Genomic DNA, 14161 nt, shown 5'->3' on the forward strand with positions numbered 1-14161 from the left:
TACAAGACAAAAAATCACGCATTTGATTAAAAACCCTTAAGATTCTCGGTTGTTATTAGTGACTCAAAACGAGATAATATAAAATTCACGATCTCCTAATACGTATCATCATGACTGACTACTTACTACTACTAGTCGGCACTGTGCTAGTGAACAACTTTGTGCTGGTTAAATTTCTGGGTTTGTGCCCATTTATGGGTGTGTCCAAGAAGCTGGAAACAGCGATTGGCATGGGCCTAGCCACGACGTTTGTTTTAACACTCGCCTCTGTCTGCGCCTATTTGGTTGAAACTTATATACTTTCACCATTGGGAATAGAATACTTGAGAACGATGAGCTTTATATTGGTCATCGCGTTTGTGGTACAATTTACCGAAATGTTAGTGCATAAAACTAGTCCTACCCTTTATCGGTTGCTAGGAATATTTTTGCCTCTAATAACAACAAACTGCGCGGTGCTCGGTGTAGCATTGCTTAACATCAACGAGAACCACAATTTCATAGAATCCATTATTTATGGGTTCGGCGCAGCGGTCGGTTTTTCTCTTGTTTTAATTCTTTTCGCCTCTATGCGAGAAAGAATCGCGGCAGCAGATGTTCCTAGTCCATTTAGAGGGGCATCTATCGCTATGATCACCGCTGGATTAATGTCGTTGGCGTTTATGGGCTTTACTGGTTTGGTGAAATTGTAATGACTTCCATCCTTATCGCTATAGTTGCTATTGCTGTACTTGCTGGAATCTTTGGTGCATTTCTCGGTTTTGCATCTATTCGCTTTAAAGTAGAAGCGGATCCAATTGTCGAACAAATTGATGCTGTATTACCACAAACGCAATGTGGGCAGTGTGGCTATCCTGGTTGTCGTCCTTATGCAGAAGCTGTCGCCAATGGAGACAGTATTAATAAATGTACTCCTGGAGGACAAGCCGCTATAGAAAAAATAGCCGAGCTTATGGGGGTAGAACCTGATCTTGAACCTCAGGACGGCGCAGAACCAATCAAAAAGGTCGCCTTTATTCATGAAGATATGTGTATTGGATGCACTAAGTGCATTCAAGCATGCCCAGTTGACGCCATAGTAGGTGGAACCAAAGCACTGCATACTGTGATTAAAAGTGAATGTACAGGTTGTGATTTATGTGTTGCACCATGCCCAACCGATTGTATTGAAATGATTCCAATCGAAACCACTACTGCTACCTGGAAATGGAAACTCGACTCCATACCAGTCGTTGATGTTACAGAAAAATCGAAATCAATAGGTTAAAGGAAAAAGATGGTATCGCTAGTTGAACAAATTCGCCATGGTGCACTCTGGAGTTTTCCCGGAGGAATTCATCCACCTGAGAATAAAATACAATCAACGCAAACCGATATAGTCAATGCTAGCTTACCGGAAGAATTGGTCCTACCGGTTAAACAGCATATTGGGCGACCTGGCGACCTATTGGTCAAGGTTGGCGACAAAGTATTAAAAGGCCAACCGCTGACTAAATTTACCGCGAGTTTTATGCTACCTGTCCATGCGCCAACATCGGGCAAAATTATTGCGATAGAACCAAGACAAACCGCTCATCCATCAGGCCTAACTGAAACCTGCATTGTTTTAAAACCAGACAATGAAGATGCATGGATATCGCTAAATCCACATCCTGATTTTCAAAATCTCTCGCCAGAAAAATTAATAAACACCATTCGTCAAGCTGGTATTTCAGGGCTTGGTGGCGCCGGTTTTCCAACTGGGCGTAAGATACAATCAGGTATTGCCAAAACAGAAATCCTTATCATCAACGCAGCGGAATGCGAACCTTATATTACTGCCGATGATATGTTGATGCGAGAACACGCAGACGAAATAGTTCAAGGTATTGATGTGCTCAAGCACATGCTAAACCCTGAACTTATCATCATTGCCGTAGAAGATAATAAACCTGAAGCGATCAAGGCGTTAGAAGTGGCGGCGCTCAACGTTGATCTCCTAATTCGAGCTATCCCAACCAAGTACCCTTCTGGAGGCGAAAAGCAGTTAATTAAGATATTGACGAATAAAGAGGTGCCACAGAAAGGTATTCCTGCTGATATTGGAATATTAGTTCAAAATATCGGTACCGTGCATGCCATCAAAAAAGCCGTTATTGATGGTAAACCTCTAATCGAAAGAATCGTTACTCTAACCGGAAATGCATTTAAGCAACCGCAAAATGTCAACGCGAGACTAGGTACACCGGTACAAGCACTATTAAATGAATTTCATTGTCAACCAGACAAAAAACTACCTAGAATTATAATGGGTGGCCCAATGATGGGTTTCACCTTACCCTCTACAGATGTGCCTATAACTAAAACCACTAACTGCTTACTGGCTCCGACTAAGAAAGAAATTGCCCATAAACAAAATGAAATTGCCTGTATTCGTTGTGGCCAATGCGCCGAAGTTTGCCCTGCCTCTTTATTACCACAACAGCTATTTTGGTACGCAAAAGATAAAAATTTCGATAAATGCGAAGAGCTTCATTTAGCCGACTGCATTGAGTGCGGAGCTTGTGCGTATGTCTGCCCAAGTGAGATCCCACTTGTCCATTACTATCGTCAAGCTAAAGCAGAAATACGTATTAACACAGAAGAAGCCGAAGCAGCCGAACGGGCAAAATTACGTTTTGAAGAGCGTAAGGCCCGCTTAGAAAGAGACAAAGCGGAACGAGAAAACCGCTTTAAACAAGCTGCTGAAAACCGACGCAAAGAGATGGCAAAACCTGATAATAACTCTAATGATGCGGTAGCGGCTGCTATCACCAGAGTTAAAGCGCAGAAAACTTCATCAACTGACGCTCCTGCGGTGAAGCCTGCCGTCGCTGCCGCGATTGCCAAAGCCAAAGCGAGGCAAGCAGCCGCCAGTCAAACAAGCCAAGCCACCCCAGACAATTCAGAAATGATGAAGCTACGCGAAGAACGTAAACGCCTAGCAAGAGAACGTAAAGCGAAGAAAGCTAACCAAAGTTCTGCCGATAGCGAAAAAGAATCCTTAGATAATACCGCGCAAAGCACCGATTCAGCGCAAGATAAAAAGAAAGCCGCTGTCGCTGCTGCCATTGCGCGCGCCAAAGCAAAAAAATCAGCTCAAGCAAAACAAGCTGATACCGATACCGATGCCGATAGCCCAACCGAGTCATCAACCGAATCTTCTAACGCGGTATCTGACCAACAACAAAGTACCGATTCAGTACAAGATAAAAAGAAAGCCGCTGTCGCTGCTGCCATTGCGCGCGCCAAAGCAAAAAAATTAGCTCAAGCAAAACAAGCTGATACCGATACCGACGCCGATAGCCCAACCGAGTCATCAACCGAATCTTCTAACGCGGTATCTGACCAACAACAAAGTACCGATTCAGTGCAAGATAAAAAGAAAGCCGCTGTCGCTGCTGCCATTGCGCGCGCCAAAGCAAAAAAATTGGCTCAAGCAAAACAAGCTGATGCCGATACCGACGCCAATAGCTCAACCGAGTCATCAACCGAGTCTTCTAACGCGGTATCTGACCAACAACAAAGTACCGATTCAGCACAAGATAAAAAGAAAGCCGCTGTCGCTGCTGCCATTGCGCGCGCCAAAGCAAAAAAAGCCGCAGCAGCAAACAGCACTAACATTAAGGAGAAAGAGTAGTGGCCTTTTTTATTGCCAGCTCCCCTCATGCTCACAATCGAAAGAGCACTAAAGATTTGATGAAGTGGGTTGCCATTGCGGCAATTCCAGGTCTGGTCATGCAAAGCGTCTTTTTTGGTTGGGGAACGCTCATTCAGATGTTACTCGCCATAGTAGCAGCGGTTGCAATGGAAAGCCTTGTGATGCTGTTTCGAAAACGCTCTCCATTAAGCGCATTGCGAGATTACAGTGCTATCGTCTCAGCTTGGTTATTAGCCGTAGCAATTCCACCACTTTCACCATGGTGGATGATGGTTATCGGCTTATTCTTCGCTATTGTAGTGGCGAAACAGTTGTACGGTGGTCTAGGGCAAAACTTATTTAATCCAGCGATGGTTGCATACGTCGTTCTTCTGATCTCTTTTCCTTTACAAATGACCAGTTGGATAGCACCGCACTCGATCAGCCAAGCAGATATTGGCTTATACGATGCTTGGAAACTTATTTTTACTGGCTTTGATGATGACGGATTTTCGTTACAACAAATAAGAATGGGAGTTGACGGCATTACGATGGCAACACCATTAGATGCATTTAAGACATCGGTCACACTGAATATACCGAGCCAAGAATTCATGTCTCATGCACCTTTTTCAATTATTGCAGGTGTTGGATGGGAATGGGTTAATTTTGCTTATCTGTGCGGTGGCCTGTTACTGATAAAGTTACGAGTGATACAGTGGTACATTCCTGCTGGCTTTTTAATCGGTCTTATTACTATCAGTAGCCTTTGTTATGTGTTTTCGCCAGCTGATTTTGGCAGCCCTTTGCTGAATCTTTTTTCTGGCGCAACTATGCTCGGTGCATTCTTTATCGCAACCGATCCGGTTACGGCTTCAACAACAGTAAAGGGACGCTTAGTGTTCGGTTGCCTTATTGGGCTGCTAGTTTATGCAATAAGAACTTGGGGTGGTTTTCCTGATGGGGTTGCCTTTGCGGTTTTGATTGCCAACATGACCGTCCCTCTAATTGATTATTACACTAAACCAAGAACCTATGGGCATTAAGGACAACATATGTTAACCGCGATAAGAAATAACGGGGCAACATTAGCGGTTTTTGCTTGCGCCTGTACCGGGTTAGTCGCACTCACCCACTATTTCACTCAAGATACAATATTGAAACAAGAACAAGAACAATTGCGCTCAATTTTAAATCAAGTCATTCCCGTACAATTGCATGATAATGAGTTGTTCTCCGCATGTATTGTCAATCAATCCGATCAACTAGGCAGTACTGATCCACTTCCTGCTTACGTCGCAACCCTACAAGGTAAGCCAAGTGCCATTGCTCTTGAAGCTATCGCACCAGATGGATACAGTGGAAAAATCAAAATTATTGTTGGCATCGACTATGCGGGAACCGTGACTGGAACACGCGTACTTAATCACAACGAAACCCCCGGATTGGGTGACAAAATTGATACCCGTATTACCAATTGGATAGACAGTTTTACCGGACAGAAAGTGACAGGAGAAAATCTCGACAGCTGGAAAGTAAAAAAAGATGGCGGTCAATTTGATCAATTCACTGGCGCAACGATAACACCACGCGCAGTAGTCAAAGCGGTAAAAAATAGCGTAATTTTTTATAACAACAATAAAGACGCGCTATACTCCCAACCAATAGACTGTGGAGAGAATCATGAGTAATACCAAAACATTGGTTCAAAATGGGTTATGGGCGAATAACCCGGTTCTAGTTCAATTACTAGGGCTATGTCCATTACTAGCTGTCTCTTCTACCGTGACCAATGCGCTAGGCTTAGGCATAGCAACCACTCTTGTCCTCGTCAGTTCCAATTTGACGGTTTCATTAGTCAGGGATTATGTACCGAAAGAAATCCGTTTACCTGTCTTTGTAATGATCATTGCTGCATTGGTGACGTGTGTACAATTATTAATGAATGCCTACGCTTATGGTTTGTACTTATCATTAGGTATTTTTATTCCACTTATCGTGACCAACTGCATTATTATTGGTAGAGCCGAAGCTTATGCAGCTAAAAACAAACCAATTCCTGCCATAATAGATGGTTTATCAATGGGGTTTGGCATGGCATCTGTTCTTGTCATCCTAGGGTCGCTTCGCGAAGTATTGGGTAATGGTACCTTATTTGATGGCGCAGATTTATTACTGGGTAGCTGGGCAGCTTCAATGCGTATAGAGCTATTTCAGGTAGACAGTAACTTCCTACTGGCTTTACTGCCTCCTGGCGCATTTATTGGTGTTGGTTTTATCATTGCATTTAAGAATATTATCGATTCACAAATTGCGGCGCGCAAACCAAAAACTGAAAAACCAGTAATTGAAAGAGTCAGAGTAACAAACTGATTGAGTACAACATTGAAAGTATCTTTAGGTAACCAATGAATAATACCAAGCGAATTGAGATCCTTAAACGATTGCGCGAAAACAACCCGCATCCAGAAACAGAATTACACTGGAACTCACCTTTTGAACTACTCATCGCGGTACTACTATCAGCACAAGCGACGGACGTGAGTGTGAATAAGGCCACTGACAAACTGTACCCTGTCGCCAATACTCCCCAGGCGATATTAGAACTAGGTGTCGATGGTGTAAAACAGTATATAAAAACAATAGGGTTATTTAATTCTAAAGCCGAGAATGTTATTAAAACTTGTCGGATGTTACTCGAACAACATGACGGTGAAGTTCCAGAAAATCGTGAAGCATTAGAGGCTCTGCCCGGTGTCGGTAGAAAAACCGCCAATGTAGTCTTGAATACCGCTTTTGGCTGGCCAACTATTGCGGTAGACACTCATATTTATCGTGTGTCTAACCGCTCTAAATTTGCTATGGGTAAAACCGTAGATGACGTTGAAAAAAAACTGTTAAAAGTGGTTCCAAAAGAATTTAAACTGGATGTACACCACTGGCTAATATTGCATGGTCGTTATACTTGTGTTGCTCGTAAACCACGTTGTGGCAGCTGTATAATTGAAGACTTATGCGAATATTCTGCAAAAGTAGAATCGTAATATAAATAAGCAAGCAAACTAGATAAACAAAATAGTCTAAAAAAATAATGGAGAAGAACAATGTCAAATGGTCGCGTATTACACACGATGTTACGAGTTGGTGATCTAGACCGCTCGATAGAGTTTTATACCAATGTAATGGGCATGAAACTGCTTAGAAGAAATGAAAATAGCGAATATAAATATACGCTTGCCTTTGTTGGATATGGCGATGAATCTACTGGTGCAGTGATTGAGCTAACCTACAACTGGGGCACGACAGAATATGACTTAGGCAATGCATTTGGTCATATCGCAATTGGCGTAGATGATATCTACGTTACCTGTGATGCTATTAAAGCGGTAGGCGGTAACGTGACACGTGAACCCGGTCCGGTAAAAGGTGGCACAACTCAAATTGCTTTTGTTAAAGACCCTGACGGATACATGATCGAATTAATCCAAAATAAACAAGCAAGCCAAGGTTTGGAAGGATAAGCGAATCTAAATATCTAGCGCGAACACGTCACTGGTTCGCGTCTAGATTTATCATTAAAATATCTTATTCGGATTCAGATAAAACCACATTTTTCAGTGAGTGTGGATGCAATTTTATACACACTCCCGATTTTTTAAACGCTACCGTAGGATTGGCTAGTCGTTCCCCTTCACCTTTAGGGCTAGAAAGCTTAGTTTTTACCCCCTGCTGTTCTAAAGCATGCCAACGCTTATTCATAAGCGGGAACTTATTCATGAGCTCTTGTAAAAAATCTTCTGCGGTTGTCGCGTTAGACGGAATCACAAATTCTATATGCTCCCAACCTTGTTGTGGGTACACTTTGCCAGCAGCAGGATAAGGTAATTCTAAGCATTCGATCTGCCAACAACCAATCACGATAGGCGATGTCAACTGATAAACAATGATCGGTCGTCCATTAATCTGCGCGCTAGAAATCACCTCACCATAGTCAAGCCAAGCTTGATGAGCCTGTTCGGCTAATGAATGTTGATTAATCCGCAGCGCTATATGGTCAGCTTGTAAATCAACTAAGTCTAGCCCTATTTCGCCAGCTAACACGTGTATTTTATCAACAAATGGTGCGACCTCTGCAAGCATTTGTTCGGGAGTTAACCCTAATTCAGTTAAGCTGTTATCCATTTTATATACACTCATTTCAACCAATTGGCGCTGATATTATCAATAACCGACAAAAAAGTATTAATATTTGTTTTTGTTGCTCTGTTAGCCTCTGTATTAAGTTGGTATTATTACCGCCATTTTATAAACATTTATGTAATACGTTTGCCATTTACCCAAATCAACAATAAAACCGTATTACTGCACAATTCTAAGAATTGAAGGAAGCTCGTGTGAATATCCAAGCACTTATTAACGACAAAGTATCTCAGGCTCTTACCGCCGCTGGCGCACCTCAAGGCAGCCCAGCAGCAGTACGCCAATCGGCAAAACCTCAGTTTGGCGACTATCAAGCCAACGGCGTAATGGGCGTAGCTAAGAAACTAGGGATGAATCCGCGAGAATTTGCTCAAAAAGTGATTGATGTTCTAGAGCTAGATGGCATCGCCAGTAAAACTGAAATTGCTGGCCCGGGTTTTATAAATATATTTTTGAGCGAACAGTTCCTAGCAAGCCAAGCAGAAGCCGCATTAGCCGATCTAAGATTGGGCGTAGCAACCCAACCACAACAAACTATCGTGGCAGACTACTCAGCACCAAACGTAGCAAAAGAGATGCATGTTGGACATTTACGTTCAACCATCATCGGCGACGCGGTTGTTCGCACCTTAGAATTTTTAGGTCACAAAGTTATTCGCGCCAATCACATTGGTGATTGGGGTACACAATTCGGTATGCTCATCGCTAACCTAGAAAGAATTCAGCAAGAGACAGGTGAAGTGTCGATGGAGCTGTCTGATTTAGAAGGTTTCTATCGCGAATCGAAAAAACTGTACGATGAAGACGAAGACTTTGCTAAACGCGCTCGTGGTTATGTGGTAAAGCTGCAAAGTGGCGATCAATATTGCGCAGAAATGTGGAAAAAGTTAGTTGATATCACCATGTTACAAAATCAACGCAACTATGACCGTTTAAACGTATCACTTACCCGTGAAGATGTGATGGGTGAAAGCATGTACAACGACATGCTACCGGCTATTGTGACTGATCTAAAACAACAAGGTTTAGCCGTTGAAGATGACGGTGCTCAAGTTGTGTTCTTGGATGAATATAAAAACAAAGATGGCGAAGCAATGGGCGTCATAATCCAAAAACGAGACGGTGGCTTCTTATACACGACGACTGATATAGCATGTGCTAAATATCGCTATGAAACACTTAACGCCGATCGTGTTCTGTATTTTATTGATTCGCGTCAACATCAACACCTGATGCAAGCTTGGACCATCGTTCGTAAAGCAGGCTACGTCCCAGAAAATGTCACACTGGAACACCATGCGTTCGGCATGATGCTAGGTAAAGATGGTCGTCCGTTTAAAACTCGCGCAGGTGGTACCGTTCGTTTAGCTGATCTGTTAGATGAAGCACAAGTTCGTGCCCAAAAACTGATTGAAAGTAAAAATCCAGAATTAGGTGACGCAGAGAAAGAAAGCATCGCCTCTACTGTCGCCATGGCTGCAGTAAAATATGCTGACCTTTCTAAACACCGTACTACCGATTATATTTTCGATTGGGATAACATGCTTGCATTTGAAGGCAACACCGCACCGTATATGCAATATGCTTATACTCGTGTTGCGTCTATTTTTGCCAAAGCAGACATTTCAATGGATAACATTGCTGGTGACATTATTGTTTCTGAAGACAAAGAAAAAGCGCTCATCACCAAGTTGCTTCAATTTGAAGAAGCGGTTCAGTCGGTTGCTCGTGAAGGCCAACCGCATATTATGTGTAGTTACTTATTCGAGCTAGCGGGTCAGTTTTCTAGTTTCTATGAAGCTTGTCCAATTCTAGTGACCGAGAATGAAGCGATTAAGCAAAGTCGCTTAAAACTTGCATCGTTAACGGCGAAAACCATCAAACAGGGTTTATCTTTATTAGGAATAAACACTCTAGAACGCATGTAAGTTGTCACTTGCTAACGTTCTAATCTGTTAAGTAAAAAGTTATATGAAAGCGCTGTGAGTACAGCGCTTTTTATTGGCTTGTTGTTGATAACCGAGTCTGATTACGAATAACAAATTTAAACCAATTGCTCTCATGTCTACTGCCGATGTACCGCATGTATTATGGTTACATCGAGCTCACAAGAACCAACGCTTCTGCACAATGGTGACGATTATTCATTACCATAAGAAAGGCATTCAACATAATCGTTTGCTAAATGAGTAAGAAACTGAAAATAGCCGCCCTTCTTTAGTTCAACATCTGTCGCAAGCGGATCTAAAACACCAATATAAACGTCACTCCCTCTGGTTACCGTTTCGATGATAGCGGGTTCAAATTGTGGTTCAGAAAAAACACATTTAACTTCGCCTTTTCTTAGCGCACTACGAATTTGAATTAAGGTCTTAGCACCAGGTTTTCTATCAGGTGACAGGGTAAAATGACCAAGATTATTGAGGTCGAAGTACGATTCAAAATATTCATATGCATCATGAAATACGTAGTAGCCATTAGTTAGGTGAGGAGAGAGCAATGTTTTAATCTGCTGTTCTGTTTGACTTAAATTACTAACAAAGCGTTCTAAGTTGGCTTGATAGACAGCGGCATTCTCTTTATCCAACTTTATTAGTTTGGCTGCAATAGCCTTAGCCGTTTGCTCCGCTTGAATTGGTCCAAGCCAAATGTGTGGATCAAAATTACCATGATTATGACCATCATGGCCCGCTTTACTATACGAACGTAGCGTTATATCGCTTTTGGATAACCACAATGCTTTTTCTGATTCACCAATCACTTTGGTTAAAAAAGGTTCCAAATCTGGTCCAAACCAAACCACTAAATCGGCATTTTTAATTTTGCTTAAATCCGACGGTTTTAAGGCATAATCGTGTGGCGAGGCAGTAGAACTTAATAATAACTCTGGCGTTGAAACACTGTCGGTAATTTCCGTTACAATCAACTGTAATGGCTTGATACTGGTTAAGATCGTCATGGCTTGAGTGGGTAGAGACAGCAATGCCACTACACACAAGCCAATTTTACTAAGGCTTTTCATTTTCACTTCACATAAAGTTGGTTTTAATTTCACAGTGGATGTTATATTATAACAACTTAACTTGTAAATGAGATTTGTTCATGTCCTTGCTTGTGAGCATGAAAGACATTTGTGTTCGATTCGATAACCGCGACGTCTTAAAGAATATCAGTCTAGATATTTATTCCAACGAAATAACCACCATAATTGGCCCTAATGGCGCAGGAAAGTCGACGTTAATTAAAACGATTTTGAACCTAGTCACGCCGGATAAAGGTGAAATTAAAAAGAAAAAAAAGTTGACGGTTGGATATGTCCCACAAAAACTAAAACTAAATGAAACACTACCATTACACGTTGATCGTTTCTTAAAACTGGCCGGTAAATACAACCAACAACAACGTACCGAAGCGTTGCAACTGGTTGGAGCGACACACTTAGCCACCAATGATATGCATCGTTTATCTGGTGGTGAGAACCAACGTGTCCTGCTTGCAAGAGCCTTATTGCGTCGTCCAGAATTGCTAGTGTTAGACGAGCCAGCACAAGGCGTAGATGTGCAAGGTCAAATAGAATTATATAACTTGGTTGAAACCATACGTCATCGATTTGGTTGTGCTGTCTTAATGATTTCGCATGATCTGCATTTAGTCATGGCAAAAACAGATAAAGTAGTTTGTATTAATCATCATATTTGTTGTTCAGGAGAACCCGAGTCTATTAGTACTCACCCTTCTTATGTCGAGCTTTTCGGCCAACAAGCAAAACATTCGTTAGCGGTTTATCATCACTCCCATCAAGATAAACACGATTTGTCTGGTTATCCAACCAGTCAGCAAGATTGTTGCTCTGAACAACAAGAGGTAAAGCATAATCATGCTTGAGTTCTTATTACCCGCTATATTTGCCGGACTAGGCATTGCTCTTATTGCAGGACCATTAGGCTCATTTGTTGTTTGGCGACGAATGGCTTATTTTGGCGACACATTGGCACATGCTTCGTTATTGGGATTAGCATTAGGCATCATACTCAATATCAATATCTACTTAGCGCTTATCGTTTGCTGCTTAGCTATCGCCATCATATTAGTGAGTTTGCAAAAAAAACAATTGGTGGGTACCGATACCTTACTCGGTATTCTCGCCCATAGTTCGCTCTCTTTAGGTCTTGTTGCGGTCAGCTTTTTAGACGATGTCAGAATAGATTTAATGAGTTACCTTTTTGGGGATTTATTGTCTGTTTCTGTTTCGGATATTTACTTCATCTATATTGGTGTTGTGATTATTTCTATCATCCTTTATTACTTCTGGCAGCCACTGTTATCAACAACAATAAGTGAGGAACTGGCCGCTGTTGAGGGGGTTAATATTGATTTAATGAGATTAATTTTAATGTTGTTGGTTGGAACTGTGATTGCTGTCGGGATGAAGTTTGTCGGTGCACTAATCATCACCTCATTGCTTATTATTCCTTCCGCCACCGCTAGGAAATTCTCCCATTCACCAGAAAGAATGATCATGCTTTCATCCATTATTGGCTGTGCTTCTGTATTACTCGGAATCAGTCTCTCTTGGTTTTATGATACGCCGGCAGGCCCTTCTGTTGTCGTTTGCTCCGCTGCCATATTTATGCTTTCTCAGTTGAAAAAGACCAGTGCATAATAAGTTAATCATTGATAAATAAACCCTAAAGCTTCTCGCTCAATTGCCGATAAAAAAGCAACGAGCAAGGAGCAAACATGCAATTAAACGCAATAGATAATTCTGAGACATTCTCATTTGGTTCGATTAACCAACTACAAATGGGTGAAACTATTTGTAAAGCGGTAAGCGAAAAAAGACGCGCCGATTTTGCTCTGTTAGTTGCTATGTTTTCGGATGATGTTCGTGATAATACTCCACTCGATCAATTATCAACTCAAACTATTTCAGAACAAGAACTACACAACCAATTCCAGATACCAGTAAAACAGTTGTTACGATCAAACCAAGATAGCTACGCAAAAAGCGCACATATTGCCAACAATTTTCACCAAGGTGGCATTACTAGTGCAAAACTGCAACATGAACTTAACCCCGACGCACTCGCGTACATGACGGAACATACCTGCGATCTTGGAGAAGAGGTGTACAATAACCTTTCTATTCACGCTCAACACTCGCTTGTTGCCTCAAAAAAGGCAGCGATAGCAACTAATGACTTATATCAGCACTTGGTGGTCAATCGAAGAGAAAGTCAAATCCATACGTCGGCTTAACGGCTACACCATACTGTATTTTTACTTACACCTACTGAGACTTTTACTTAATAGAATCGTTTTGTTCACCCTTTTTTTCTTAATTCACCTTTGTTATTGACCCAACTGTACTTGTTAACCAAACCATTCTTCACGACTCAATCGTTCTTAATGACTTAACCCTTCATAATGACTTAACAATGTGAGGTAAACCTAAGCTTAAACATTTAGTCAGGCACAATTATGCATTTCATGATGTTTTTCACAATTTAATTGCTATTTATTACCCACTATTGATTACGTAGCACTTATCGTAACGAGGCAATAATTAGAGGATAAAATGGATATAAAAGGTTCTGTTATATTAATAACGTCTGCCGGCACTAAATTAGGCAAAACTTTAATCTCTCATTTTAGTCGTTTAGGCGCACACGTTATTGCTATAGATACCGACCCCATTCCGCTCAAAACAATCACTAATGATAACGTTCTTGCTTACCCTATTGCTGATTACAGTGATCAAACCATTCGTTCACTCTTCTCTGATTTAGTCAATAACCGCAATATCAGCATTGACATATTAATAAACTATTGGCCAAGTACCCCGCTTCCGATGTTAACCAGTGAAGATACAGCTAACGACTTTTCTAGCCAACTTTGCCTGCTAGCGGCACCTATCTTTAGTTTTGGTCAAGCCTGTGCTGAGCATATGCGTGACTCGTCAAAGAAAAAATTAATTATTAACATGATCACCTTTCCATTTGAAAATAATGAATTGGGATTTGAGAGCGCAAGTTCTATGGTTTCTGGGTTTACCAAAAGCTGGGCAAAAGAATTAGCGCCTTTTAACATTCGTGTGGGAGGCGTTATTCCCGGTGTAGCCCATACTGTGGAACATAATAACGGCGAACACTGGGCGATAATTCAGGATGAATTAATACGAAGTACAGAATATATTGTGTGTAATGAATACTTTAATGGCCGCGTGATGGCTGCTGAAATGTAATTGAAACCGATTATTGATTATCACGTATATAAAAAAAACCCTTTGATATATCAAAGGGT

Annotated in this window: 15 protein-coding genes; 13 read left to right on the forward strand and 2 right to left on the reverse strand. The window is 41.5% G+C overall.

The genetic code is table 11. The features are described from left to right. Positions 1–110: 110 nt before the first annotated feature. Genes rsxA through gloA form a run of 8 tightly spaced genes read left to right on the forward strand, consistent with a single transcriptional unit; the run spans position 111 to position 7179 of the window. Positions 111–692: an electron transport complex subunit RsxA gene (gene rsxA, locus R3X26_RS01730; RefSeq protein ID WP_317715385.1), complete on the forward strand. Its 582-nt coding sequence runs from the start codon at positions 111–113 to the stop codon at positions 690–692. Next, positions 692–1267: an electron transport complex subunit RsxB gene (gene rsxB, locus R3X26_RS01735; protein WP_317715386.1), complete on the forward strand. Its 576-nt coding sequence runs from the start codon at positions 692–694 to the stop codon at positions 1265–1267. Before rsxA ends, rsxB begins: the two co-directional genes overlap by 1 nt. 9 nt (positions 1268–1276) lie before the next feature. Beyond that, positions 1277–3658, forward strand: coding sequence for an electron transport complex subunit RsxC (gene rsxC / locus R3X26_RS01740; protein WP_317715387.1), 2382 nt, complete (start codon positions 1277–1279; stop codon positions 3656–3658). Further along, positions 3658–4704, forward strand: coding sequence for an electron transport complex subunit RsxD (gene rsxD, locus R3X26_RS01745; protein ID WP_317715388.1), 1047 nt, complete (start codon positions 3658–3660; stop codon positions 4702–4704). Before rsxC ends, rsxD begins: the two co-directional genes overlap by 1 nt. A 9-nt stretch (positions 4705–4713) precedes the next feature. Further along, on the forward strand, positions 4714–5349 hold the full coding sequence (rsxG, locus tag R3X26_RS01750) for an electron transport complex subunit RsxG (protein ID WP_317715389.1): 636 nt from the start codon (positions 4714–4716) through the stop codon (positions 5347–5349). After that, positions 5342–6031 carry an electron transport complex subunit E gene (locus R3X26_RS01755; RefSeq protein WP_317715390.1) on the forward strand — a complete coding sequence of 230 codons (690 nt, stop codon included), beginning with the start codon at positions 5342–5344 and terminating at the stop codon, positions 6029–6031. The genes rsxG and R3X26_RS01755 overlap by 8 nt, the downstream gene beginning before the upstream one ends. Before the next feature lie 35 nt (positions 6032–6066). Beyond that, complete coding sequence (nth, locus tag R3X26_RS01760; protein ID WP_317715391.1) at positions 6067–6702, forward strand: endonuclease III; 636 nt, start codon at positions 6067–6069, stop codon at positions 6700–6702. Between the two features lie 60 nt (positions 6703–6762). After that, positions 6763–7179 (forward strand): lactoylglutathione lyase, encoded by a 417-nt coding sequence (gene gloA, locus R3X26_RS01765; protein WP_317715392.1) that lies wholly within the window; start codon positions 6763–6765, stop codon positions 7177–7179. Positions 7180–7243: 64 nt separating this feature from the next. Here the strand turns inward: gloA and R3X26_RS01770 are convergent, their stop codons facing one another. After that, positions 7244–7840 carry a VOC family protein gene (locus R3X26_RS01770; RefSeq protein ID WP_317715393.1) on the reverse strand — a complete coding sequence of 199 codons (597 nt, stop codon included), beginning with the start codon at positions 7838–7840 and terminating at the stop codon, positions 7244–7246. 212 nt (positions 7841–8052) lie between these two features. Between R3X26_RS01770 and argS the strand changes: the two genes are divergently transcribed. After that, positions 8053–9786 (forward strand): arginine--tRNA ligase, encoded by a 1734-nt coding sequence (gene argS, locus R3X26_RS01775; RefSeq protein WP_317715394.1) that lies wholly within the window; start codon positions 8053–8055, stop codon positions 9784–9786. A gap of 212 nt (positions 9787–9998) precedes the next feature. Here the strand turns inward: argS and R3X26_RS01780 are convergent, their stop codons facing one another. Then, the gene (locus R3X26_RS01780) at positions 9999–10880 is read right to left on the reverse strand and encodes a zinc ABC transporter substrate-binding protein (protein ID WP_317715395.1); all 882 of its coding nucleotides are present in this window, start codon (positions 10878–10880) and stop codon (positions 9999–10001) included. Between the two features lie 80 nt (positions 10881–10960). Between R3X26_RS01780 and znuC the strand changes: the two genes are divergently transcribed. The 4 genes from znuC (at position 10961) to R3X26_RS01800 (ending at position 14102) form a co-directional block, all read left to right on the forward strand. Further along, on the forward strand, positions 10961–11743 hold the full coding sequence (gene znuC / locus R3X26_RS01785) for a zinc ABC transporter ATP-binding protein ZnuC (RefSeq protein ID WP_317715396.1): 783 nt from the start codon (positions 10961–10963) through the stop codon (positions 11741–11743). Further along, positions 11736–12521: a zinc ABC transporter permease subunit ZnuB gene (znuB, locus tag R3X26_RS01790; protein WP_317715397.1), complete on the forward strand. Its 786-nt coding sequence runs from the start codon at positions 11736–11738 to the stop codon at positions 12519–12521. The genes znuC and znuB overlap by 8 nt, the downstream gene beginning before the upstream one ends. A gap of 77 nt (positions 12522–12598) precedes the next feature. Further along, complete coding sequence (locus R3X26_RS01795; protein ID WP_317715398.1) at positions 12599–13117, forward strand: VC2046/SO_2500 family protein; 519 nt, start codon at positions 12599–12601, stop codon at positions 13115–13117. A gap of 319 nt (positions 13118–13436) precedes the next feature. Next, positions 13437–14102, forward strand: a complete 666-nt coding sequence (locus R3X26_RS01800) for an SDR family oxidoreductase (RefSeq protein WP_317715399.1) — start codon at positions 13437–13439, stop codon at positions 14100–14102. The last annotated feature ends 59 nt before the right edge of the window (positions 14103–14161 follow it).

It is taken from the genome of Vibrio sp. TH_r3, from assembly GCF_033101115.1.
Classification (GTDB): Bacteria; Pseudomonadota; Gammaproteobacteria; order Enterobacterales; family Vibrionaceae; genus Vibrio.

Bases quoted from the DNA above. Each gene is read 5' to 3' on its own strand.
- gloA (WP_317715392.1), top strand. From the start codon at position 6,763: ATGTCAAATGGTCGCGTATTACACACGATGTTACGAGTTGGTGATCTA.
- nth (WP_317715391.1), top strand. From the start codon at position 6,067: ATGAATAATACCAAGCGAATTGAGATCCTTAAACGATTGCGCGAAAAC.
- rsxB (WP_317715386.1), top strand. From the start codon at position 692: ATGACTTCCATCCTTATCGCTATAGTTGCTATTGCTGTACTTGCTGGA.
- R3X26_RS01770 (WP_317715393.1), bottom strand. From the start codon at position 7,840: ATGGATAACAGCTTAACTGAATTAGGGTTAACTCCCGAACAAATGCTT.
- R3X26_RS01800 (WP_317715399.1), top strand. From the start codon at position 13,437: ATGGATATAAAAGGTTCTGTTATATTAATAACGTCTGCCGGCACTAAA.
- R3X26_RS01780 (WP_317715395.1), bottom strand. From the start codon at position 10,880: ATGAAAAGCCTTAGTAAAATTGGCTTGTGTGTAGTGGCATTGCTGTCT.
- R3X26_RS01755 (WP_317715390.1), top strand. From the start codon at position 5,342: ATGAGTAATACCAAAACATTGGTTCAAAATGGGTTATGGGCGAATAAC.
- R3X26_RS01795 (WP_317715398.1), top strand. From the start codon at position 12,599: ATGCAATTAAACGCAATAGATAATTCTGAGACATTCTCATTTGGTTCG.
- znuB (WP_317715397.1), top strand. From the start codon at position 11,736: ATGCTTGAGTTCTTATTACCCGCTATATTTGCCGGACTAGGCATTGCT.
- rsxG (WP_317715389.1), top strand. From the start codon at position 4,714: ATGTTAACCGCGATAAGAAATAACGGGGCAACATTAGCGGTTTTTGCT.
- znuC (WP_317715396.1), top strand. From the start codon at position 10,961: ATGTCCTTGCTTGTGAGCATGAAAGACATTTGTGTTCGATTCGATAAC.
- rsxA (WP_317715385.1), top strand. From the start codon at position 111: ATGACTGACTACTTACTACTACTAGTCGGCACTGTGCTAGTGAACAAC.
- rsxC (WP_317715387.1), top strand. From the start codon at position 1,277: ATGGTATCGCTAGTTGAACAAATTCGCCATGGTGCACTCTGGAGTTTT.